Raw genomic sequence first — 24,396 nt, 5'->3', positions numbered from 1 at the left:
TCAGAGAAGTTTTTTTTTAAAAGTAAAACCGCATAAGTCGAACCCTACAGGCGCTTTATCAACATTTCAAGAAAACACTTTGTCTCTCTTGCAAAGCGGGTGCAAAAGTAGAAGCTTTTGCCATACAAAACAAGAAGATCATACTCTTTTTTTAGAGAAGAAAGGAGCGAAAAGGCTTAAAGTGCTAGGCATCAATGGATAACAGTATGAAAATAAATGCAAAGAAAGGGGGTAGAAGGGAAATACCAAGAAATGGCATACCTTATATTATATGAGGGGAAATAAAGGCAAAAAGAAAAGAAAGGTAATACTACAAAAAGATGACGAAAATTACAAAGATGGCAAGATATGCAAAAAAACATCTAAAAATATTTTATAGTTTTGCAATCAATCACTACGCAATGGATTATAAAGAACTTAGCAAGCAAGAATACACAGCCCGAATCAACCGTGTTATGGACTATATCGGGCAAAACATCGACAAATCAATCGATTTATCGGTAATGGCCGACATCGCATCTTTTTCCCCTTACCATTTTCATCGCATCTTTGCATGTATTGTGGGTGAAACACCTAACAACTTTTTATCACGAATCAAACTCGAAAAAGCCGCTCAGCTATTACAAGACAATGAAAAGATGGTTATCACAGACATCGCATTTCAATGTGGATTCAATAATGTATCTTCTTTCAGCAGATCATTTAAAGCATATTTTGGTGTAAACGCCAAAGAGTTTCGCCTGCAAGGAAAAGCAATATTCATTAAGAACGGCATCAGATATAGCAAGAATTGCAAAGCGCTTAGCAAGATAGGTAAAAACAATCAGCAAGTAAATGAGCAATTTTGCAACGTCGAACTAAATGAATTAATTATGATGGACAAGAAAATTGAGATTAAACAAATGCCCGAACTTCAATTGATTTATTGCCGCCACATGGGAGCATTCAATCAAATCGGGCATGCCTATGAGAAGTTATTTAAATGGGCTATTCCACGGGGGCTTGTTACCCCTGAGACTAAAACAGTTACTGTTTATCGCGATGATCCGGCAATAACCAGTATTGAAAAGGTGCGTCAAGATGCTAGTCTTATTGTTACTACAGATGTAAAAGTAGAAGGAGAAATCGGAAAAGCAACTGTTAAGACAGGAAAGTATGCGGTTGGACATTTCGAAATCAGAGAAACTGAATTCGAACAAGCATGGAATACCATGTGCTTATGGCTTACAGAAAGCGGTTATGAACCCGATGATGCTTGCACGTACGAGTTGTATCACAACGATTACAACAAGCACCCCGAACACAAGTTTATTGTAGATATCTGCATTCCAGTAAAACTCCTCTAAAGAAGGCCCCTTGGGAACAATCAACATTCTACAGGGCATAGATGAAAAACCTCAAAAGTTAACATTTATGCCCTAAATGCAGAGTTACAAACTACTAATTGCAACGAGGTCCAACTCACCCTTAGGCTCCAAAAAATACAAAATAAACGTTAACAGACTTGCGTATCGTTTATAATTTTCGTAAACTTGCATTTGTAAAGAGTCATGGTTATCATAATTACAATGTATTTAAAACAGATTCTTCATTCTATAAAAGTCAGTATGCAAGCTGCTTAAGCTTGGATTTCTTTTACTGCACACTACTTCTTCTTAGTTTATTATTTTTAAGAAGTAATCTTATATTATTGTTTGCTTAATGCATATAATTCCTTCATGAAAGGATCTTTCCAACAATAAAGCAATCGGTTAATTTATATTAGCCAAAGAATGTTATCGGCACTTGTAGTACATGTACCGAAACATCTCGGACCGAAAGAATATACTTTCAGGTTAAAGACACCTGTCGTTCTTTCATCGCAAGTTTCTACTTACAAGAAACAATTTATCTATTTTATTAATAAACGAGTTGCCACAGCATCTCCGTAAAAAAAACCTCATGAAACAAAAAGGAAAATTGGTATGGTTATTATTTATTCACATTTCAATTACAAACATCAGTCTACAAATATTTGCACAAGAAAAGCCTACTGTAAAATTAGGTGGTGCGCTACGCTTTCAATATAATTATTCCAATTGGAAAGAAGACAATAAAAATAAAGGGGGCGATTTCGCTTACGACGTATTTCGCCTCAACGCTAATGTGGTGTACAAAAAACTACAGTTAAATGCAGAGTATCGTTTTTACCCGACTTCGTCTGGTGGCGGAATGCTTAAAAGCGGATGGGTCGGCTATCACTTTAACAAAAGCCATCAATTTCAGGTAGGACTAACGGAAGTACCGTTCGGCATATTACCTTACACTTCAAACAACTTCTTCTTTAATATTAACTATTATCTAGGATTAGAAGATGATTCCGATATGGGACTCAAATATGTTTACCAAAAAGGGAAATGGAACATCAGCTTGGCCTTTTTTAAGAACTCAGACCTACTTGATTATAGCGAAAACAAAGAAATATCGGATAGCAGATACGCTTATGATATTGCCGGAAGAAATAAAGAAGCAAATCAGTTCAATGCAAGAATAACATACAATTGGGGAACAATCTGGAAACAACAGTTGGGAGTTTCTGGTATGACGGGCGGGCTTTACAACCTCGACACCAAGAGAATGGGAGAACATAAGGCTTTCGCCTCTCATTACACCATTGACTACAAGCACTGGAATTTCAAGGCACAATACACATACTATAAAATAAGTCCCCAGAACAAAGATGGCGATAATAATACAATAGTAAGTGTAACAGCGTATGGTGCACCTTATAATATAGCATCTGAAGCCGACACATATTCAGCTTCACTATCATACACTCTACCCATACATAAAGGTATACTAGATGAGATACAGTTTTATAATGACTTTAGTATGATAGATAAACGAGAAGCCGATTTTAATGACAGTTTTCAAAATATAACTGGTTGTATGTTGTCTATGGGGCCTATTTACACCTATATTGACTACGCACTTGGCCGCAACCATGCTTGGCTGGGCAATGAATGGAGTGATGCTTTTGCCCAAGGAGTAACTTCAAAGAAATGGCACACTAGATTTAATGTCAACATCGGCTATTATTTTTAATGAAACCAATTATAAAAGAAAAAAATATGAGTAAAATAGAAATTAAAAGCCTTCATCTCATCTTCGGAAAAGATAAAAATAAAGCGCTAAAAAAGCTACAAGAGGGCAAGAATAAAGCTGAGATTTTAAAAGTAACGGGTTGTACTGTTGCCGTCAACAATGCGAATCTCTCCATACATGAAGGTGAAATATTTGTCATCATGGGTTTATCGGGCAGCGGCAAATCCACCTTACTTCGATGCCTAAATCGTTTAATACGGCCTACTTCTGGAGAAATTATCATCAATGGTACAGACATATCAAAAGTTAGTTCCAAAGAGCTATTGGAAATCAGACGTAAAGAACTCTCCATGGTGTTCCAGCATTTTGGATTGCTCCCACACCGTACAGTATTACAAAATATTGCATTTGGACTCGAATTGCAGGGTATTCAGAAAAACGAGCGTGAGAAAACTGCAATGGACTGTATGCAGCAAGTGGGACTAATAGGATATGAAAATCAACTAGTAAGTCAACTGTCAGGAGGTATGCAGCAACGTGTGGGACTAGCCCGTGCCTTAGCCAATAATCCGGAAGTATTGCTGATGGACGAAGCCTTCTCTGCTCTCGATCCATTGATACGAGTACAGATGCAAGATGAACTGCTTCAGTTGCAAACCAAAATGAAGAAAACCATTATATTCATCACTCACGACTTGAGTGAAGCGATCAAATTAGGTGATAGAATTGCTATCATGAAAGACGGAGAAATAGTTCAAGTAGGAACTTCAGAAGAAATATTAACCGAACCTGCCAATGAGTACGTAGAACGATTCGTAGAGAATGTAGATCGTTCCAAAATCATCACAGCTTCATCTATTATGATCGACAAACCCGTGGTAGCACGTTTTAAGAAAGAAGGTCCAGAAGTCTTAATTCGTAAAATGCGCCAAAGAAACCTCATTTCTTTGCCAGTGGTAGATGACAAAGAAGTATTGATAGGCGAAGTTCTGCTGAATGATCTGCTTGAATTAAGAAAAGAAGGAGTCCGTTCTATTGATACCGTTATACAAACTGAAGTTCATTCCGTATTAAGTGACACTGTAGTTGAAGACATCTTGCCGTTAATGACAAAAACCAATTCTCCCATCTGGGTAGTCAATGAACAACGAGAGTTTCAAGGTGTCATTCCCTTGTCATCGCTCATCATTGAAGTAACGGGTAAAGATAAAAAAGAAATAAACGAAATCATTCAAAATGCAATAGAATTATGATACATATAGGACAATACATAGAAGCAGCCATTGAATGGCTCACAGATCATTTTGCACCTTTCTTCGATGTACTAAATATTGGCATCGGAGGATTTATTAGCGGTTTTCAGGAGATACTGTTTGCCGTACCTTTTTACATAACGATCTCTTTATTCGTTTTGCTAGCCTGGTTCAAGTCAGGCAAAGGAACTTCAATATTTACCCTATTAGGACTACTACTAATTTATGGAATGGGCTTCTGGAAGGAAACAATGGAAACATTAGCTTTAGTTCTATCCTCTTCGTTCATAGCCTTATTATTGGGAATACCTTTGGGAATATGGACAGCTAACAATAACCGCTGCCACAAAATAATGCGTCCCATACTCGACTTCATGCAAACAATGCCAGCTTTCGTATATCTTATTCCAGCCGTACTCTTCTTTGGATTAGGTACAGTACCGGGAGCATTTGCCACAATAATATTCGCTATGCCGCCAGTGGTACGACTTACCGGGCTCGGAATTCTTCAAGTTCCCAAAAGCGTAACAGAAGCCGCCCGTTCATTTGGAGCCACACGAAGGCAACAACTATTTAAAGTTCAGCTTCCACTAGCTTTGCCTACCATCCTTACGGGAATAAATCAAACCATCATGATGTCTTTATCAATGGTCGTTATTGCAGCTATGATTTCGGCCGGTGGTTTGGGTGAAGTTGTATTAAAGGGAATTACCCAAATGAAAATAGGATTGGGATTTGAAGGTGGAATCGGGGTTGTTATATTAGCCATCATACTCGACCGAATAACACAAGGGATTGCACAAAAAAAGAAATAAGAACCACGTAAAAAAAATAATTATGAAGAAATTTAAAAGTTTAGCATTAGTACTAGTCAGCCTTATAAGCTTGGCATCGTGTAGCAGTTCCAACAATGAAAAAAAAATTAGTCTTACCTATGTTAATTGGGCCGAAGGCATTGCCATGACTCATCTTGCAAAAGCCATTTTTGAAGAACAAGGTTATAAGGTAGAAATGCTTAATGCAGATGTTGCGCCTATTTTTGCATCACTTTCACGCAAGAAAGCGGATGTTTTCCTAGACACATGGCTACCAGTTACGCACAAAGATTACATGAATCAATACCAAGATAAGTTAGAAGTAATTGGTTCCACCTATGAGAATGCACGCATTGGACTAGTTGTGCCCGATTATGTATCAATAAGTTCTATAGAAGAACTGAATAAATACAAAAATAAATTTTCAGGAAAGATTGTAGGAATTGACGCTGGAGCGGGAATCATGAAAGCCACCGAAGAGGCTATTCAAAACTATAATTTAGATTTTGAATTGATGACCTCAAGCGGTCCGGCTATGACTGCCTCACTAAACAAAGCTATACAGAAAAAGGAATGGATTGTTGTTACGGGATGGACGCCTCATTGGATGTTCAATCGTTTCAAACTCAAGTTTCTCGAAGATACTAAAAAAAACTATGGAGAAACTGAAACCCTACAAGTTATTGCCTGGAAAGGATTCAGCAAAAAAGATCCGTTTGCCAGTGAATTACTAAGTAACATGAAATTTACTGATGAACAAATCAGTTCATTAATGACGGCCATGAATGAAACTGAAACCAATGAAGATGATGCCGCTCTCAAATGGATGAATGAAAATCGGCAACTCATAAACAGCTGGATTCCTCAAACTGACGCTATCCGGTAAAGTCTACTGACTTCCATTAAAAAAATGCCCTTCGAGAAAATACAAAACATGTATTTCTGAAGGGCATTTCTTTATAAGATAGAAACAATTAATCGTTGTTTGACTTCAGAAGTTTCATATCCTTCTTTAACTTCTTTGAAAACGATTTTTCTGATTTCCTTTTTTCATGTACAGAAGCATTATAATGCCAAGCCTCTTTACGTAGCTTCAGATAGTTTTCATAAACTCCCCGGTCTATTTCGCCTTCTTCAACTGCTTTGATCACCGCACATCCCTTTTCATTAATGTGCTGGCAATCGGCATATTTACATTCTCGAGCAAAATCATTGAGACCCAACAAGCCCGAAAGAGAATCTGAATTATCATTCGTCACCCCGAACAGTTTTACGCCCGGAGTATCTATCAACACTCCGCCAGAATCCATCAGAACCATTTCACGGCGCGTGGAAGTATGTCTACCCTTCCCTGTTGCTTCGCTGATTTCTGCCGTTGCCAGAATAGATTGTTGGCACAACGCGTTAATCAAAGTGCTCTTTCCTACACCAGACATTCCGACAAAGACAACCGTTTCAGCCAGAGAGATGAACTCACGCAACCGAGCAATGGTTTCAGGCATTTCAATACTGGTGTAAAACACGGGAATCTTAGTTGAGACATGCCTTAGCCTGCTTTCAAAATCATCAGCATTATAGCCTAAATCTGTTTTCGTTAAAATTAAAGCCGGCAAAATGCCTTCCTCTGAAAGTTGCAGCATAAAACGCTCTATTCTTCTTACGTTAAAGTGTTCATCCAGACTTTGTACAATAAACGCCTTATCTATATGAGAAGCGATAGCCTGTTTCTGAGAAGCCTGACCGCTTTTCAACCGATAAAGAGCTTTACATCGAGGAAGCATATCAAAGATAATCCCCTTCTGAGAATCGATGGATTGAAAAAGAACCCAATCACCCGTGCAAGGATAATCCACCGGATCGCGACTATAAAGCATGTTACCGGTGAGCTCACAAAGAAAATTTCCACTTTCAGAAACAACCTCGTAACATGTTTTATGAGTCACCGATACCCTTCCATGCATCAGATTACTAAAATCTGATATTTGTTTTTGCCGGAACAAAATTTCGTTCCAGCCATACAATGATAACTTATCCATGGTTTGAAAGCAGATTAAAGTTTCTTTCCGATGTAAAACACATAACCATAATAAGCCTTGTACTTATCAAAAAGTTGCGCTTCGTGACGTTGAGAAGCTATAAGACTCTCAACTGTGCTATTGCCTGTGTATTTCTTCAGAAAATTTTCCTGAGCAATGGCCTGCGGTGCATAGAAATGCTCCGTCCAACAGTTTTCCGGAAGAACAAACGTTGCCACAGGCAAATAACCAGTCTGCTGCATTTGAGCCACTTTACGCGGAATGGTATCTATTTCCGGATAAGCATCTAACCAGAAGTCATTGATTTCAGACGGTCGTTCCTCAGTAAACCAAGAAACTTCAGTTACGGCAATAAAGCCCCCTGTCTTCAGGAAACGCTTCCATTCAGCCAGTCCCCGTTGAAAGCCAATATGATAAATGGCACCTTCAGACCAGATTAAATCCAACTCTTCATCCTTGAAAGAGAGCTGATCCATCGATTCAACAACACCCTGAACCCGATTCTGCAAACCTAACAAGCATGCATTTTGATTAAATAATTCTATAAATAGAGGAAACAAATCGACACCCTTTAATCGGCCTGCCGTATGTTGCGCCAAAACCATTGTTTGTCCGCCGGAACCACAACCGATATCGGCAATACAAGATTTATCGGAAAGATTATCTATGAAACTTAACGCCTTGACAGTTACCTCAGGACTACCAGGTCCTTGTCGTTCGAGGCTAGAAAAATATTCGCAGATTAGGTTGAAATCAAATTCGTGAATTGATTTACTATCATTATTCATGATGTTTAATTTTAAATTAATGTTATGATATAAGTACGCAAAAATAACTCAGACAAAACATGCCGGAGTAACCTAAGGGATAACCTTGGCAAAAGCCAAGGCTATTTACTTCACCAAATCCATATTAAATTTAAACATCCACTTTTTTTAGTTGCTGCAAATATAACTGATTAGTTTTGAAAAATAATATTTAATTGTATTTTTTATTCACTCATTCATTGAGCTGCACACTTCAGTTCATAATCTTTGCCGGCTTCCGTCATCAGATCATATTCATACGTACGGTATAAGACCGGCTGTTGCGGCGTGATTTCTTTCGAAATCAAAGGTTTTGCGATATCGGCAGGTACCAAGAACGAGTTCGGACAACTGCCTGTTGCAACCTGCAACCCATTACCTTTTAAAGGAACATAAGACCGAATACGAAGCACACCACCCAATCGTGAATGTACCATCGCTTTCTGTAATTGAGCACCTTTCCAATCCATGTCGACCACAAAACCACCACGCGCCACAAGTCCTTTTACATTTCCCTCACTCCACTCTTCGGGCAAGGCAGGCAAAAGGTGAACAGCTCCATCGTGACTTTGCAATAACATTTCGGCTACACCAGCCGTATAACCAAAGTTCCCGTCAATTTGAAAAGGCGGATGAGCATCAAATAAATTGGGATACGTACGACCGTTGGGATATTGCCTTGCAACGGCATCACTCGGAAGCAATGTCAGCATATTCTTAATGATGCGATACGCATGATTGCCGTCGAGTATGCGAGCCCAAAAGTTAATTTTCCAGCCGATGCTCCATCCGGTAGCCATATCTCCCCTTTGCAATAAAGTATTTCTCGCCGCCTGAAATAATTCAGGACTTACGTTAGGAGTGATTTGGTTGCTAGGATACAAGCCATACAGATGAGAAATGTGACGATGATCGTCTTTGGGATCATCTGCATCGACTAACCATTCCTGTAATTGATTGTATTGCCCAATCTGCATAGGAGGCAGTTTGGCAATCACCTTCAGCAGAGAATCTTCGTAAGCTTTGCTACCGCCAAGAATTCGCGATACCAATAGCGTTGTATGTAAAGCATCAAAAGCTATTTGATTATCCATTGTACAACCGGCAGTTATAGTTGTTCCGGCCCCACGATAGCCGTGCTCGGGCGACATTGAAGGCGCCGTCACCAGCCAACCGTATGAAGGATGCTCCACTAAATGGCTCAAAAAGAAATCAGCGCTACCTTTAAATACCGGATAATATTGCTTCAAAAAATCTTTGTTGCCCGTAAACAGATAATGCTGCCACAAATGTTGCGTAAGCCAAGCACCACCGTTAGGCCACATGCCAAAGAAAGCCCCGTCAACCGGGCCGCAGGCCCGCCACAAGTCCGTATTATGATGTGTTACCCAACCTTTTGCACCATAAAGAACTCGGGCGGTTTCACTACCTGCAACGGCCAGTTCGGCAATCATTTTAAAAAGAGGATCATGCGTTTCGCTTAGGTTTGTTACCTCCGCCGGCCAATAATTCATTTCCGCGTTGATGTTCACCGTATATTTACTATCCCACGGTGCATACGGACTATTGTTCCAAATTCCTTGTAAATTAGCAGGCTGTCCACCCGGTTGAGAAGAAGAAATCAACAAATACCTTCCGTACTGAAACAGAAGAGCCGCCAGATTCAAATCATTCCCCTTGTGGAAATTCAACACACGCGTATCCGTTTCCGCCAGCGACTGTTCCGTTGCAGGCAAAGAAAAAGAAACCCTGTCAAATTGCTTTTTATAAAGCGAAACATGCGCCGCCAATGATGTTTCGTAAGGCTTACGAACAGCAGCTTTCAAATAATTCTCAGCTCGTTTGGCAGCATCGGCACTCACATCACGGTAATTCACAAAGTTAGTAGCGGCCGATATATATATCGTAGCAGTCGTAGCATCCGTAATGACCAACTGCTTATCGGCCGTGTTCTGTACACCGTCTGTTTTAACCTCAACCCGGCACTCGGCATGCATTGCGGCAGGAATCCCCTCATGTTCTGCTCCCTCACATCGAACCAACAGTTTGCGCCCCTTCACCGTTACGGCCGATTTCAAAGGAGAATCGTAAGAAAGAGAAAAACTCAACGCCTTTGATTTATCTGCTTCCAGACGAACCATGATCACATTATCCGAGAATGAAGAAAACACCGTACGAGTATAATTAACCCCATTCACTTCATAGCGAACAGTGGCTGTGGCATTCTCCAGATTTAAGTCCCGGTAATAGTTACGAGCCTGCTCGTGTCCGGGTTGATGAATAAAGAGACTGCCCAAAGTCAGGTAACGCATTCCGTGTTGTGGAGTGAAGAAATTCTCATCAATCACCTTTTGCGCCTCAACAAATTTATTTTGGAAAACGAGTTCGCGCACTTTAGGAAGCGCCTCACGTCCTTTCGGATTATTGTTATTGTAAGGTCCGCCCGACCAAAACGTCTCCTCGTTCAACTGAAGTTCCTCACGCGAGGCACCCCCGAAAACCATCACTCCTAAACGAGAATTCCCTAAAGGAAGAGCTTCAGTCCAATGTTGTGCCGGTTTGCTGTACCATAATTTTAAATTCTGTGCCTGAGCGGCAAAAGCCAAAAACAACAAAAAGACGATTACATGTATTTTTCTCATGATTTTAATGATAACAAGATTATAAAGTGGTACAAATATAGGGATTTATCATCCACATCATAAAAGAGTTCTGTTACATATACCTTAGTCTGTGTTACACAGAACCAATAAATAAACTAGGAGAGCCGCAATAAGTCAGCACCAATTGATGCATAGCCCGCGTTACACCTGATAGTCAAGCAATTGCGCCCGGTCGTCAGGGTGAATTCTTTCCTCCAGCAAGTCACCTTCCTGCCGGATGTTGCTGATGCATTGCGGATCGTATCCAAAGAGCTGCGAAAAGTTATCGGACGCAAAGTCATATCATCCTTTAAAAACATCAACTGTAAAAATGCAACTTTTACTCATTTGTGCAAATGATTGAATCACCTCTCTCTTGGCGTTCCAAAAGTCATAATCCACATCGAGACTGCTAATGCGCTGACTCGACCATAATTCTTGAGGAGTTGTGTTCTTTACACTCATTGTGGGATTCATGTTCTTTTTATATGTCTGACTTTTATTCTTGGCACACAGTGTCAAATCACTATTAAACATGTATTGCAAAACCACATCATTTGATAGAAAAAAAACTATCTTTGGACGTCAAAAACAAAGAATCATCTTTATGGAAACACAAATGTTATTAAGAGATCCCGATATATTTCCTTCCGAGGAAGTATTGCGAAACGCTTTGGGCGAAACAAATTACAATTTATTTCAGGGATTCGTTCAAAACATCACCTCCCCAACTAGCGGCTTAGCCATGGAATGGCGATACTATAACGACGGAAAAGCATGGCTTTGCAAGGTGGTTAACAAGAAGAAGACCGTTTTTTGGCTTTCCATTTGGGTACACTATTTCAAAACCAGCTTTTATTTCACCGAAAAACACTTGGAAAGCATCGATGCGCTAAGTATTGCCGACTCTCTCAAACAGCAACTTGCACAAGCCAAAAGCATAGGGAAATTAATTCCTCTGATTATTGATGTGCATAACGATGAAGCAATGACCGATTTACTGACCTTGGTTCATTTCAAGAAGAGCTTAAAATAAATCGATAATCCTTTCTTATTTTTATTTACTACCGGCACGAACCAGTTCCACGGCTTCTTTACCGGTTAGGTGTTCTATGTCGAGTTTGATCACGCACATGTGATGAAATCCTTTTTCTATCTCCTTCAAACGCCCTTCTTCCTGCGCCGGAGAATATTTTTCGGCCAGTAGTTCAATGGCTGTTCGTTTTTCAACATCGTCATTCACCATGCTTATTTTTCCAAAGGCAATGGCGCTTCTGAAATACGTGGTGTACTCTTCGGGCACAATCTGGTCTTGCTCAATGACACAAAAAGAGGCTTTGCTGTTTTGAGCAATGGCATCGACCTTGTGACCGGCCAACGCACTGTGAAAGTATAGGGTATTTTCGTGATACACATAGCTAATGGGCACTGCATACGGGTAATCGTTATCACCCAAGAGTGCCAGCACTCCGGATGTCATGCGGTTTAGTACGGCTATTGTGTCGGCAGTCGACAACAACTGTTTCTTACGGCGCATCTCTCTGAACATATATTCTATTTTAAAATGAAACAATCTTTAGACCAATCATCTGATTTAAATTCCCGGCAAAGATACAATCTCTTCTTTTACCCAGCACTTCCTATTTAAAAATAAAGCATTCCCTACTCTCTCTTTTAGCACAAACTAAGTTGATTGCTCCTAATAATTAGTTCGTCACAGGTATGGAAACCATTCGTCACAGCATGCGGTGCCTTACGTCCCCGCTAGCGGTGCCATTCGTCACGGGTAGCGGGGACGAACTGTCAATAAAGGAGAAATCACTTAGTTTGCGTGAGAAAATGAATAAGCACAGCGTCAACGAAGAGATAAAGTGTCTGATGGGATAAAAAAAGGCAGGATGTTACATGTACAAACATATCCGTATCATTCAAAAGGGGTTTATGAATCACAAAGAACTTATATTTGTTCCAGTGAACCATAAACATAATATTTTATGAAACGAATCAACTTATTTCTAGTCAATGCCATACTCATATTGATGAGTTGCAGTGCACAAAACAGTCTTCCTGTATTTAAAAACACAGGCAATCCTTTAATTAAAAACAAATTTACGGCAGATCCTGCCCCGATGGTACACAACGGGCGACTCTATTTATACGTAGGGCACGATGAGTATAGGGACGGACAAGATACGGCCTCGGGCGGACAGGAGTTTAACATTACCGAATGGCTTTGTTATTCAACAGACGATATGCAAAACTGGACGGACCACGGATCGGTTTTGAAGCCGACAGATTTTAAGTGGGCAGTGGGCGAAGCTTGGGCGTCGCAGGTAGTGGAGAGAAACGGTAAGTTCTATTATTATACAACCGTTCAGGCAGGTGCTCCTTATAACAGTAAAACGGTTGGAGTTGCGGTGAGCGATAGTCCTACCGGTCCTTTTGTTGATGCCATTGGCAAGCCTTTGGTGACCGATGATATGACTTCAAACGGTGCACGCGGCTGGTGGAATGATATCGATCCTACCGTACTGATTGATGATGACGGGCAAGCGTGGTTATGCTGGGGCAACGGAACTTGTTTTCTTGCCAAATTAAAAAGCAACATGATTGAGCTGGATGGTGATATTGAGGTGATTAATGTGCCCAGATATGTTGAGGGACCGTGGTTGCACAAACGTGGCGACATATATTACCTCACTTACGCTTCAATGGGAAAAGGCAAGGAAACCATTGCTTATGCTACGGCTTCTTCCATGAAAGGCCCGTGGACTCCACAAGGTGAGCTAACCGGAATGGCTGAAAACAGCTTTACGATTCACCCGGGAATCATTGAATTTAATAAGAAATGGTATTTGTTTTATCACAATGCTACGTTGACCATTAACGGACGTGCCGGAGCAATAGGAAGACGCAGTGTGTGTGTGGATGAATTGCAGTATGCACCCGATGGTAAGATGATTTATGTAAATCAAACCAAAGAGGGTGTAGCCAAGAAGTAACGATCAATATTTGTTATATATAGATTAAGAGGTGGGCAAATGCTCACCTCTTAATGCATAAACTCATTGGGGGAAAATAATGCGGTAGTTTCCACTCAAATGCATGAAAGCAAACAAACGTAACAAGCCATCGTAGTAGGCATCAAAATACCCGTCTTCGTAAGGTTCGTGTTTGGCATTCCACAATTTATCAACAAACTCATAACTCTTTGTGTGCGTAGTAACCAGCGAAGCTGCTGCGGCAGTGGCAACCAGTCCCAGAGAATGTCTTAACTGTTTATACCCTCCTGCGTCTAGTATTTCTGCAACAGTTGTCCCATCTACATTGTATTGATCTACAAATGTATCAATACCTTGACTGTACAAGAAGTTTTGAATTTTATTGCCGTAACCCTGCTGCCATTCTTTATCTGCACAAGCCCACGAATAATCCAAAGCGATGTTCATCGGAACACGCCACGAGTCAAAGCGGAAAGCATCGCCTATAATTCCGCGTTTCATGTTAAGAAGGCTGCCATCGTAGTTGTTGTAATCGGGATTGAGTCCCGTTACCGGATGAATACTTTTATGCAAATATGCTCGGCTACGCGCGGCACATTCTCTCCAGAAGTCGGCTCTTCCGTCGTTTGCCCAGCGGGCCCACACTTCATAAAAGGCAGGAACATGATAAGAAGGGTCGGTAAATCGTCCTCCAAAGGTATCGGGAACAAAGGTTATTAACTTGTGCTCCATATTAATAAGAGGCATAACCCGATTGGTTCCGTCTTTCTTCATGGAACAGTTGAGGATGTGTTGTGCCTCTCCCAAGTAATTAATGTCCGAGTCATTGCCCCAACTGTTGGAAGCGAAAATCAACGAAGTGACGTAATATAACTCGCCATCGGAAGCCGGTCCCTGAGCATTACGCGTGCCGTCGGTCTTGCAACTCCAGGCGAAATAGCCTTCGAGCGGACCTTCTTGGTGTTGCATATATTTTTTGCACCAACGCCACAAACGATCAAAAATATCTTTTCGGTTAAACTGTACGGCAATCATCAATCCGTAAGACATACCTTCGGTGCGCACATCGTGGTTTTTTATATCACTAATGTAGGCCATTGAATCATTTGTCTCAAAATAAACTTTATTGGGCCCGTAAAAAATGTCATTGAAAACCGACTTTAATTTGGCATCAATATCGGCTTGTTTGTATCCGGCCTCAGCAAATAAATTTCGGTATTTACGGGTTTCGAAGGCTCCCTGCTCCCAAGGTTTTATGGAAGCCCTGCTTTGTAAGGCAAACTCACCGGCGTTTTGACCAAAGCGCATCCAGTCTATTTCAACTTGTCCTTCTCCTTTCAAACTGACTGATAAGTCGTGCACGTTTCGTAAAGCTAGTTTTAGATCATACTCCTTTTCAATCCATCCGTCGGACTTCGGAACAACCAGACTGGCAAGCAATTTGGCTGCTTTATCTGCCGTTCTTATTTCAACCACACCCCCGGTAGAGGAGTTTACTCTCATTTGCATTTTTCGATAGCCACCGTCGCCAAAGTCGACTCTGTTATATCGCAACCAAGCTCCGGGCTTAGTAAAGACGGCTTTCCATCCTTCAAATTTATTGTTTTCATCAACGAAAGCAATCGCTGCACCCTGGTTGCTGATTTGACTATACCTGTCTAATTGAATTTTACTGCTTGCGGCAGTGATTCCCACTCCACGTAAAGTAGGCACTACCTTCTTGATCGTTCCATCGGCGTTGAAAGAAAGAGAATCAACGCGTACGGATCTATTCTTATCAAAAGCAGGAGAATAATCGTTGTGATGGTAAAACAAATACCATTGTTTGTTGTATTCTACTAAAGAATGATGATTGGTCCAGCAGCCCGTGGCCGACTGATCCATTATCAGCCCTTTGAATTCAAACGGTCCCATCGGACTGTCGCCCATGGCATAGGCCAACGTCTCGGTTTTATCTTGCACCCACGGGAAAGTGAAATAATACTTTCCGTTTCTTTCAAAGGCAAAAGGGCCTTCCATAAAACCTTCGGGCAAATTTTTGATCTGTACAGGTTCCGAAGCCAGTTCTGTCATGTTGCTCTTCAAGCGCGCAACATACATTCCTCTTCCTGACCAATAAATATAAGCCTCACCATTTTTATCAATCAGCACGCAAGGGTCTATGCCATTTATGCCTTTAATCGGTTCAGCCAATGGGGTAAAAGGACCGGTAGGTTTATCGGCAACGGCTACGCCAACTTTGAACCCTCGCTGATTTTCTCCTTTAGGAGACGCTGGAAAATAGAAATAATATTTACCGTTGGCAAAGACACAGTCGGGAGCCCACATGGAATATGACTCCGCATTCACCCAAGGAACATTTTCCTGACTAAGAATAACTCCGTGATCTTCCCAATCAACAAGATTGTTGGAAGAAAACACGTGATAATCTGCCATGCAAAACCATTCCTTTAACCGTTCAACGGGACTGGGAATGTCGTGCGACGGGTAAACATATACTTTTCCGTCAAAAACTCTTGCCGTAGGGTCGGCCGAGAATTGATGCCGGATAATGGGATTCTGAGCTCCCGACAAATGAACCATCAGGCATAATAAAAAGGTCAACCAAATTTTTCTAGTATTCATATAGAAGGTTTTTTATTTAAATAAAAGCGGAGCAAACTGATAAAGGCTTTCACGCCACACAGGCCATGTATGTCCTCCATTGGTTTCATAATACGTATATTTGATGCCAATCTTATCAAAACGTTCTCTCATGATCCGACAGTTTTCGTAAGCAATGTCTTCTTTCCCTCCCATGGATATCCAGAATTCTTTAAAACTAGCATTATACTCGTCCTTTTTCTCCTGAAGAAGTGAATAATATGTTTCCGTATCCATCTTCATTAAGCCGGGCATAGGAGCCTTCGCCCACCATCCGGAGCTAAATACACCAACATAAGCAAATAGTTCAGGGTGAGGAATAGCGGTATTTAATGTGTGAATACCTCCCATGGAAAGTCCGGCTAAAGCACGATGAGAGCGATCTTTCTTCACGCGATAGTTTTCTTCTACAAAAGGAATACAATCATTTAAAAGTTCCGCCGTGAAGTCTTGAGAATTACCATCGCACATTACAATGACCATAGGAACTGCTTTCTGTTGAGCAATAAGGTTGTCGAGAATGATATCGGTACGACCTTGCAACACCCATCCTCTTTCATCTTCACCGCCACCGTGTTGAAGATACAGCACCGGATACTCCTTTTCGCTCTTTTCGTAGCAGGGAGGAGTATAAACAAACATGCGTCTCCAGGCATTGGCCGTTTTAGAAAAATATCTCTTCATACGAACTTCGCCGTGAGGTATATCGGCCAGTTCATATTGAAGCACATCTTTGGCATAAGGTATCTCTATGCCACTGGTGTGCATACTGCAACCATAGAAAGACTCACTGGAAGGATCGGCCACACGTACGCCATCAACAATGAGAAAGTAATAATGAAAGCCCGGGCCTAACGGTTCAGTGGTACCCAACCACTCACCTTTTTCGTTACGAACCAAATCGTATTTTTTGCCCAAATCAATTTGCACCAATTTAGCTTCAGGGGCTACGACTTTAAACTGGGCACGATGTTCCGGTGTAATCCGAGGGTATTGTGCACCTCTGACACAATACTCTGAACGTACACTCCCTGAAGTATCACTGTCAGAAACAGGTTGAGCCATAGCAATCATGACCACCGAGAGAAACGTCACTAAAAGAATGAATCTTTTTTCCATACTTAATTTTGAGTTTGGTATAATTTATAAAATAGACTGCATAACTATTTGCCGCTATTGTTTAATAGATGATCTGCTGCATTCACCAAATAAATATAGCTGGCCGCCAAATCGATAACGTATTCGTTTTCGCTCCACAAGAAGGGATAATCATCTCTGTTTTCAGGAAAGTCGGGCTTTACAATACGTATTCCGGGCACAACTCCACCGGGAATAAAGGAATAATCGGCCCGGTTATTGCCGTATGCCACTTTCTTGGGCTGCGCTCCAACACCCGACACAAACGAAAGATTATGAAAAGGATGACATCCGAAAAGATAATCAAGGCTTCGGTAAATCAAATCTGGTTTAACGATATCAGGATATAGCAGATGAAGTTGGTAAGCGTTAATGGCTTCTTGAACAATTCCGTGATTTCCCGCCCAAGAGAAACGACTGATTTGAACTCCAAACGGGTTTTCTTTGTTTTGTTCTGTCACTTGTTTGACATACGTTTGCACCATAGGTTCCACCTGTTTCTTTATCTGATTATCCAGAAAAGGTAATATTCTTGCAATGACAGAAACGTTTCTATCAAATTGCGTCAAAAGAATCGGGAATAGTTTTTGCATTCTGTTTTTATAGACAGTATCACCTACTGTACGCCAAAGCTCAAAAGCGGCTCTGCATTCCACGCTATTCATAAAATCAGCACTATTAAAACTCCGCCCACCAAATTCAATCTTTTCGGGAGTGGGACGCGAATGTTCGTCTTTCCAAATAAACTGAGCGACTCTGGAGGCTTCCATGCTTAATTGTGGATTATACTCTTTCAAACAACGGGCTGCAGCTGCCAAAGAAATAGCTGTACCGTAATTCAGATACGGATTTCTATTAGTAAATGCCCAACGATCATCAAAGGTACCGCTGGTTGGTCCGTCGGTTTGCAAACTATCTAAATTAGCATTATATACCTTATTATCCGTTTTATTCACTGCATCACCCAAATGTCTGTACTGATACAAATGTGACTCGGTAATGCCGGGTATCGCATATCCTACAGCATTAACCTGTCCTATTAGTTGCAAAACTCCGTGTTCCAATTGCTGCAACAAATCAGGTTTACCATCGGGAACATGTATTTCTGTGTAACGGGTCTGTTGATTAATACTTGTTTGATCACGAGAAACTCTAAAGTCTGACCAAAGATCTGCAAAAGTCTGAACTACAGATTGCTGAGAAGGTGTTTGGATGTCAAAGTCGCCCGCATCAAACCACCCTCCTACATTTAAACCTTCAATGTGTTCCAGCGGCTTATATTTATTGTCGGTAGTAGGTCCTTGGTGCCATCCATCCCAATGATTACGGTTAAGGGGTGCTTGCAAGGCATCGTCGAGATGTGGCGCTCCATGCCAGATTCGATAGGCTTCTCGAACACACATGTGATCCATTTGGACAGGAAAGAATACGTCTAACGTGGGGAACCATGCTTTTTGAAATACATTTTTTCCAATGGGAAAAGGAGCGGTACGCAGTTTGTCATATTCCAAAACATAGATACCCGGTTCATTTATCGCAGTAAAATCAAATTGTTTATACTTATAACGGGTATAGATTCCCCAATCTACAGGCATTGCCGATAATACCTTCGTCAGCCTTCCGTCGCTGCCTACTTTCAACAATGTTATTTCATGCAGTACTTCATCATTTTTATCCAGTTCAATTACAGCCATCTTCTTTTGAGCCGGATGATATCCCACCTGAGAATAAGCAACAAGCGGTTTGCGTATCCACTGGGTATCCGTTTCAGCCTGAATAAACCATTCGGCAATTTTTCCCGTCTTCTTTCCCGGAAGCAATGTTCGAACCACAAAATTTCCATTTTGTTGTTTGTTACGTCCGTCAAATAACATGAGGGTATTACCATCTGTTGTACGTATAGACACGTGTTTTTCAGGATCATCGGGCGCTATTTCTATTTTGCGACCGGTTGCTATCGGTTCCGGCTCCACAATTCCTTGAATAGTGGTCATGAAATCTGCCGGAGAAGTTGGAAACAAACCGTGTATGTCATCAAGTATGTATGAGTGTCCCCAAAACACTGGAGGCACAAATTCGAGATTAAGTCCGGCAATGCCACACAATTTATCAGGTAATGCTTTCTCCGTATATACGCTAAGATATAGGCCTCCATCCTTAGCTTCTGCAACCAATTTATAATCAAATGCATATTCTAGGTAGCTTAATGAAACCTCAATTCTCTTATTTTTTTGATCAACCTTACGATCAATGAATCGAGGCAGCTTATCCCATTGTCCGGGAGTGGGATTCAATCGCACGTCACCATTCGTTGCGGTACGAATTCCATGATGTATGATCTCAACAGCACTGATTTTCGAATCATCGAAAGTAGCATCATATATGTTACTGAAAACAAAATAGTTTAATCCACGCGTCTCAAAATAGTCAGAATCATTCACTATCAAGTGATTTTCCTTCATGTAGACTGTCTCTTTCTGAAATCCACTTAATACTATGTAACCAATAAATCCGATAGTAAAAAGACGTATTTGACATCTGTTGATCTTCATATTAGATTAAGTATTATATAACACAATTAGTTTACTGACCTATGGTTATGGCAATTTAAGTAAATGAATGGGCAGGAAATAAATGTGTTCTTCTTCCATTCTTTACAGCAACAATATTAGTGTACTGTTTCGACTTATCAGCCACATTATGTTACATAACCTTTTGAAGATGTTACAACATACGGTTTCTCTGTTACATTAGCAGAGACAATCCTTTTTTTATTTGAAAATATGCTTAATTTTGCAGTAACAAACAGTATTATCAATATGAGAAACACATTAAGTATCTTCTTTATTCTATTCTTTTCAATCACTACTTTTGGTCAGTCGTGCCAATTGTTCACCACGAATAGTAAATTGTCAAGCAGCTTGATCAACAAAATATATCAAGATAGAAATGGTATGATATGGATTGCCACCGAAGATGGACTGAACAAATACGATGGAGTCAAATTTACCGTTTACAAACACAAGAAGGATGACGAGCATTCACTCTGTCACAACTATGTTCGCACGCTGTTTGAAGACAGTAAAGGAAACCTGATTATCGGTACTTATACTGGTATTCAAATGTACGATCCGGCAACTGATCGTTTTACACCGCAAGCCAGATGGGAAAACGGGGATCTGTTTGACAGCAACATTATTGCCATTTTAGAACGACAAAATGGAGAAATATGGGTATCAGGAAATATTTTATGTAAACTGATTATAAAGAAAGAAAAACTGGTTGTGAAAATGCTCAATTTGCCCATAGCTACCACCTCAACAGATTATATGATTGAAGATAAAAAGCGGAATATATGGATAACTAAAGGAGAAAATGGCATATACAAAATATCGGATAAGAAGAAAGTGACTCATTATTTAAAAGATGAAAAGGGAATAACGATCGTTGATTTCTGCGAAGATCTGAATGGCAATATATATGTAGGTACAATGGGTAAAGGGCTTTTTGTATATGATCAATTAAGTGATTCATTTAAACCCATTCCATACAAAGGAAAACAGAACTTACCTATAAAATCGCTATACCCGGACAACCAAAATGAGTTATACATTGGAACAGATGGGAAAGGAATGAAAGTGTATAACATTAAACAGCAGAAGATAACGGATGCACCATTTGACAATAGTTATTTTGATTCCAACAAATCAAAAGTACACTCTATTCTAAAAGACAATACCGGTAATTTCTGGCTCGCCATCTATCAAAAAGGGGTAATGATGATTCCCGCACAACCTAATAGTTTCAAGTATATTGGAAATAAGGCCATAGATAAAAATATCATCGGTTCAAATAGTGTCACGTCTCTTTGCCGTGACCATGAAGGTACCTTGTGGGTAGGGACAGACAATGATGGCATATATGGTATTACACAAGAACTAAAACAAAAAAAACATTTCTATCCGGCAGATACAGATAGTGAAGAGAATGTACCGTCTACTGTATTCGGACTCTATGAAGATTCCGAACGAAATATGTGGATCGGTTCTTTTACTAAAGGAATGTGCAGACTTGATCGTGAAACAGGCCGTTGCATTTATTTAAAAGAGCTACTGGATCAAGAAGGGAATAGAGTTCAACGTGTATATGATTTTGTTGAAGACAAAAATAAAAGGCTTTGGATAGCTACTATGGGAGCTGGTCTGTACTATTATGAGCTCAAAACGAACAAACTAAAGTATCCCGAAAAAGCCAACAAGAATAACAAATGGATTAACTGTTTGCTTTATTCTAAGGACAATAAACTCTACACAGGCACTTACGATGGTGTATATTGCATCAACTTAAACTCAGATGAGTTTATAACTAAAAAGGTGCTTACTCGTCGCATCGTATTTTCCATTTACGAAGATAAAAAGGGCATTATTTGGATAGGAACATCCGATGGATTATCTAGTTGGAATCCAAAGAATCAACAATTAGTAACATCCACCACAGAGAATGGGCTACCCAGTGATGCTGTCTACGCTATTGTTGGCGATGAACAAGATAATTTATGGATAAGTACAAATGCCGGCATTTCACAGTATAACCGAAGCAGCCATAAATTTATCAATTATTTTGTAGGTGATGGATTGCAGGGGAATGAATTTAGTAAGAACGCCTCATTCAAAGACGCTAATGGAATAATCTGGTTTGGAGGAACAGATGGCATTACCTATTTCAACCCTCAAGAGATTACTAACCCCGCCAAAAAGTGGAATATACGCATCACTGACTTCTATTTACATAATCAACCGGTAAGACAAGGTGTTTTATCCGGAGGAAGAGAAATTATTAATGAACCGGTATTTGAAGCCACAAGATTTGACCTTTCGCACAATGATAATTCATTCACTATAGAATTCTCCACACTAGAAATGAATAATCCCGAGCGTATAACTTATTTATATGCAATGAATGATAACAATTGGGTTAGTTTACCAATTGGTAATAATAGAGTCTCATTCAGTAATCTGTCGCCAGGAACCTATCACTTCAAGGTGAAAGTACAAGATTACATGGTCGATTCAGACGTGAAAGAAATCACAATATATATTCATCCGGCCTGGTGGGCTTCTTGGTGGGCCAAACTTATTTATGCTTTGTTGACGGGCGGAACAATCTGGTTTATTATAGTGCAAGCCAAACATCGATACCGCACCAAACAAGAAATGTTACAACACATCCATGCAGAGCAAATCAACGAAGCCAAATTGCAATTTTTCATGAATATTTCACATGAAATTCGCACGCCAATGTCCCTTATTATTAGTCCTCTTCAGAAACTGATCTCTACTGACGGCGATCCTTCAAGACAGAAAACATATCATACGATTTATAGAAATGCGGAACGCATTCTTCGACTCATCAATCAGTTAATGGATATCCGTAAAATTGATAAAGGACAAATGTCTCTTATGTTTCGAGAAATAGATATGGTGGCATTCATTCAGGAGCTATGCAATACTTTTGCTGGGCAAACAGTCAACAAACATATTTCATTAACCTTTCATCATGAGGCTTTCGATACATTTGGTTTATGGATTGATCCTACAAACTTTGATAAAGTGATCTTAAACATTCTTTCAAATGCCTTTAAATTTACTCCGGAAGGTGGACGTGTTGATATACACCTCAAATCTGGCCATAGCGAAGATACAGAAACTACTTTAAGTAATTATGCCGAAATTATAATTGCCGACACAGGTATCGGAATTGCACCAGAAGAAATTGAGCACATATTTGAACGATTCTATCAAATACGCAATCATTTAAATAACTCAAACATAGGCACAGGTATTGGCCTGCACCTTACTCGCTCATTAGTTGAATTACATCACGGACATATTCACGCAGAAAACAATCCGGAAGGTATTGGTAGCCGCTTTGTCATTCGCCTGCCTATGGGTTGCAGCCATTTAAAACAAGAAGAGCTAGATAATTCTACTGATAATGAGCTCGCATATACACCTGCGGAGACAATACCAGCTATAGAAGAGAGTGGAAATGAAGAAGAACTCAAAGTTCGCAAAAAAACAAAATATCGCGTATTGATAGTAGAAGATGATGAAGAAATTCGCAGATACATCAAGCAAGAACTTTTTGCCGATTATCACATATTGGAAAGCTGTAACGGAAAAGAAGCTTTGGATATGCTTTTCAAACGCAAACCGGATGTAGTCATCAGTGATATAATGATGCCTGAAATGGACGGTTTGACACTATGTAAGAAAATAAAACAAAATGTAAATTTAAACCATATTCCCATTATTTTGCTGACTGCAAAAACAAGAGAAGAAGATAATATTGAAGGCTTGGAAGTTGGTGCAGATGCTTATCTGACTAAACCTTTCCATATTGAAATTCTCAGAAAAACAGTACAAAACCTGATCAATAGCCGAGAAAGATTGCGCAATACTTTCAGTGGTAATCAAGATCACGAAGATAAGATGGAGGAGATTAAGTTACAGTCTCCCGACGAAAAATTGATGGAGCGTGTTATGAATGCGATTAATAAGAACTTAAGTAATCCTAATCTAACAGTAGAATTAATTGCAAGTGAGATTGGCATAAGTAGAGTACATTTGCATCGTAAACTCAAAGAGCTTACCAATCAGACTACTAGAGATTTCATTCGCAATACCCGCTTAAAGCAAGCTGCCATTTTACTTACTCAAAAGCGTTATACGATGGCAGAAATATCTGACTTAACTGGTTTTGCGAATCCCACTATTTTCTCAACTGCTTTCAAAGAGCTTTACGGTGTTCCTCCAACAAAATATATGGAAGAGCACCTGAAATAGAAAAACCTGCACGATCTTCACAGACAGTGCAGGCCAAGTATAAAAAGCACAAATAATATATTATGTTTTAACCTTTAAATTAAATACTTTCTTTATTGTGAGCCCAATGAAATACAATAATCCAAATTTCATT

17 protein-coding genes and 1 pseudogene are annotated in these 24,396 nt (G+C 40.1%); 9 read left to right on the top strand and 9 right to left on the bottom strand.

The features are described from left to right. The 6 genes from C511_RS18175 to C511_RS0105435 all read left to right on the top strand — a co-directional run. The coding region (locus C511_RS18175) for a hypothetical protein (RefSeq protein ID WP_027317904.1) at window positions 1–202 on the top strand (202 nt) is incomplete at its 5' end. A 199-nt stretch (window positions 203–401) separates the two neighbouring features. Next, window positions 402–1,346, top strand: a complete 945-nt coding sequence (locus C511_RS0105455) for an AraC family transcriptional regulator (RefSeq protein WP_024996343.1) — start codon at window positions 402–404, stop codon at window positions 1,344–1,346. A 595-nt stretch (window positions 1,347–1,941) separates the two neighbouring features. Beyond that, window positions 1,942–3,084, top strand: coding sequence for a hypothetical protein (locus C511_RS0105450; RefSeq protein ID WP_024996344.1), 1,143 nt, complete (start codon window positions 1,942–1,944; stop codon window positions 3,082–3,084). 26 nt (window positions 3,085–3,110) lie between these two features. Next, window positions 3,111–4,337: a quaternary amine ABC transporter ATP-binding protein gene (locus tag C511_RS0105445; protein WP_024996345.1), complete on the top strand. Its 1,227-nt coding sequence runs from the start codon at window positions 3,111–3,113 to the stop codon at window positions 4,335–4,337. After that, window positions 4,334–5,152 (top strand): ABC transporter permease, encoded by an 819-nt coding sequence (locus tag C511_RS0105440; RefSeq protein ID WP_024996346.1) that lies wholly within the window; start codon window positions 4,334–4,336, stop codon window positions 5,150–5,152. Before C511_RS0105445 ends, C511_RS0105440 begins: the two co-directional genes overlap by 4 nt. Before the next feature lie 22 nt (window positions 5,153–5,174). Continuing rightward, window positions 5,175–6,038 (top strand): glycine betaine ABC transporter substrate-binding protein, encoded by an 864-nt coding sequence (locus C511_RS0105435; RefSeq protein ID WP_024996347.1) that lies wholly within the window; start codon window positions 5,175–5,177, stop codon window positions 6,036–6,038. An 88-nt stretch (window positions 6,039–6,126) separates the two neighbouring features. Here the strand turns inward: C511_RS0105435 and rsgA are convergent, their stop codons facing one another. The 4 genes from rsgA to C511_RS17800 form a co-directional block, all read right to left on the bottom strand. After that, entirely contained in the window at window positions 6,127–7,188 is a 1,062-nt protein-coding gene (rsgA, locus tag C511_RS0105430; protein WP_024996348.1) for a ribosome small subunit-dependent GTPase A, read from the bottom strand. Window positions 7,189–7,202: 14 nt separating this feature from the next. Beyond that, on the bottom strand, window positions 7,203–7,976 hold the full coding sequence (locus C511_RS0105425; protein ID WP_024996349.1) for a class I SAM-dependent methyltransferase: 774 nt from the start codon (window positions 7,974–7,976) through the stop codon (window positions 7,203–7,205). 215 nt (window positions 7,977–8,191) lie between these two features. Beyond that, the gene (locus C511_RS0105420) at window positions 8,192–10,636 is read right to left on the bottom strand and encodes a glycoside hydrolase family 95 protein (protein WP_024996350.1); all 2,445 of its coding nucleotides are present in this window, start codon (window positions 10,634–10,636) and stop codon (window positions 8,192–8,194) included. Window positions 10,637–10,939: 303 nt separating this feature from the next. Next, a complete protein-coding gene (locus C511_RS17800) occupies window positions 10,940–11,101 on the bottom strand; it encodes a hypothetical protein (protein WP_161625896.1) in 162 nt (53 codons plus the stop codon). A 142-nt stretch (window positions 11,102–11,243) separates the two neighbouring features. On the opposite strand from C511_RS17800, the gene C511_RS0105410 reads away from it, so the two are divergent. Then, a complete protein-coding gene (locus C511_RS0105410; protein ID WP_024996352.1) occupies window positions 11,244–11,672 on the top strand; it encodes a DUF3788 family protein in 429 nt (142 codons plus the stop codon). Between the two features lie 21 nt (window positions 11,673–11,693). On the opposite strand, the gene C511_RS0105405 is transcribed toward C511_RS0105410, so the two are convergent. Continuing rightward, window positions 11,694–12,185, bottom strand: coding sequence for a pyridoxamine 5'-phosphate oxidase family protein (locus tag C511_RS0105405; protein ID WP_024996353.1), 492 nt, complete (start codon window positions 12,183–12,185; stop codon window positions 11,694–11,696). 490 nt (window positions 12,186–12,675) lie between these two features. Here C511_RS0105405 and C511_RS0105400 point away from each other — a divergent pair, with 490 nt between their 5' ends. After that, window positions 12,676–13,638, top strand: coding sequence for a glycoside hydrolase family 43 protein (locus C511_RS0105400; protein ID WP_226992483.1), 963 nt, complete (start codon window positions 12,676–12,678; stop codon window positions 13,636–13,638). Window positions 13,639–13,701: 63 nt separating this feature from the next. Here the strand turns inward: C511_RS0105400 and C511_RS18625 are convergent, their stop codons facing one another. The 4 genes and pseudogenes from C511_RS18625 to C511_RS0105385 all read right to left on the bottom strand — a co-directional run bounded on the left by C511_RS18625 (window position 13,702) and on the right by C511_RS0105385 (window position 19,970). Continuing rightward, on the bottom strand, window positions 13,702–14,946 hold the full coding sequence (locus C511_RS18625) for a glycosyl hydrolase family 8 (RefSeq protein WP_439709030.1): 1,245 nt from the start codon (window positions 14,944–14,946) through the stop codon (window positions 13,702–13,704). Beyond that, window positions 14,947–16,221 (bottom strand): annotated as a pseudogene (locus C511_RS18620) (family 43 glycosylhydrolase); the annotation flags it as partial. A gap of 54 nt (window positions 16,222–16,275) precedes the next feature. Beyond that, window positions 16,276–17,400: an alpha/beta hydrolase-fold protein gene (locus C511_RS16260; protein WP_051260458.1), complete on the bottom strand. Its 1,125-nt coding sequence runs from the start codon at window positions 17,398–17,400 to the stop codon at window positions 16,276–16,278. 44 nt (window positions 17,401–17,444) lie between these two features. Next, a complete protein-coding gene (locus C511_RS0105385) occupies window positions 17,445–19,970 on the bottom strand; it encodes a glycoside hydrolase family 9 protein (protein ID WP_024996356.1) in 2,526 nt (841 codons plus the stop codon). Between the two features lie 267 nt (window positions 19,971–20,237). Between C511_RS0105385 and C511_RS0105380 the strand changes: the two genes are divergently transcribed. Further along, window positions 20,238–24,263 (top strand): hybrid sensor histidine kinase/response regulator transcription factor, encoded by a 4,026-nt coding sequence (locus C511_RS0105380; protein WP_027317902.1) that lies wholly within the window; start codon window positions 20,238–20,240, stop codon window positions 24,261–24,263. Window positions 24,264–24,396 lie beyond the last annotated feature (133 nt).

Source organism: Bacteroides graminisolvens DSM 19988 = JCM 15093 (genome assembly GCF_000428125.1).
Lineage (GTDB): Bacteria > Bacteroidota > Bacteroidia > Bacteroidales > Bacteroidaceae > Bacteroides > Bacteroides graminisolvens.
This window is presented reverse-complemented; position numbering and strand designations above follow the sequence as displayed.

What these genes read in the sequence shown, in the direction of transcription:
- C511_RS0105410 (WP_024996352.1), top strand. Translation starts at nt 11,244, where the DNA reads ATGGAAACACAAATGTTATTAAGAGATCCCGATATATTTCCTTCCGAG.
- C511_RS0105400 (WP_226992483.1), top strand. Translation starts at nt 12,676, where the DNA reads ATGAGTTGCAGTGCACAAAACAGTCTTCCTGTATTTAAAAACACAGGC.
- C511_RS0105450 (WP_024996344.1), top strand. Translation starts at nt 1,942, where the DNA reads ATGAAACAAAAAGGAAAATTGGTATGGTTATTATTTATTCACATTTCA.
- C511_RS16260 (WP_051260458.1), bottom strand. Translation starts at nt 17,400, where the DNA reads ATGGAAAAAAGATTCATTCTTTTAGTGACGTTTCTCTCGGTGGTCATG.
- C511_RS0105455 (WP_024996343.1), top strand. Translation starts at nt 402, where the DNA reads ATGGATTATAAAGAACTTAGCAAGCAAGAATACACAGCCCGAATCAAC.
- C511_RS0105380 (WP_027317902.1), top strand. Translation starts at nt 20,238, where the DNA reads ATGAGAAACACATTAAGTATCTTCTTTATTCTATTCTTTTCAATCACT.
- C511_RS0105445 (WP_024996345.1), top strand. Translation starts at nt 3,111, where the DNA reads ATGAGTAAAATAGAAATTAAAAGCCTTCATCTCATCTTCGGAAAAGAT.
- C511_RS0105420 (WP_024996350.1), bottom strand. Translation starts at nt 10,636, where the DNA reads ATGAGAAAAATACATGTAATCGTCTTTTTGTTGTTTTTGGCTTTTGCC.
- C511_RS0105385 (WP_024996356.1), bottom strand. Translation starts at nt 19,970, where the DNA reads ATGAAGATCAACAGATGTCAAATACGTCTTTTTACTATCGGATTTATT.
- C511_RS0105435 (WP_024996347.1), top strand. Translation starts at nt 5,175, where the DNA reads ATGAAGAAATTTAAAAGTTTAGCATTAGTACTAGTCAGCCTTATAAGC.
- C511_RS18625 (WP_439709030.1), bottom strand. Translation starts at nt 14,946, where the DNA reads ATGCGCTTTGGTCAAAACGCCGGTGAGTTTGCCTTACAAAGCAGGGCT.
- rsgA (WP_024996348.1), bottom strand. Translation starts at nt 7,188, where the DNA reads ATGGATAAGTTATCATTGTATGGCTGGAACGAAATTTTGTTCCGGCAA.
- C511_RS0105440 (WP_024996346.1), top strand. Translation starts at nt 4,334, where the DNA reads ATGATACATATAGGACAATACATAGAAGCAGCCATTGAATGGCTCACA.
- C511_RS0105425 (WP_024996349.1), bottom strand. Translation starts at nt 7,976, where the DNA reads ATGAATAATGATAGTAAATCAATTCACGAATTTGATTTCAACCTAATC.
- C511_RS0105405 (WP_024996353.1), bottom strand. Translation starts at nt 12,185, where the DNA reads ATGTTCAGAGAGATGCGCCGTAAGAAACAGTTGTTGTCGACTGCCGAC.
- C511_RS17800 (WP_161625896.1), bottom strand. Translation starts at nt 11,101, where the DNA reads ATGAGTGTAAAGAACACAACTCCTCAAGAATTATGGTCGAGTCAGCGC.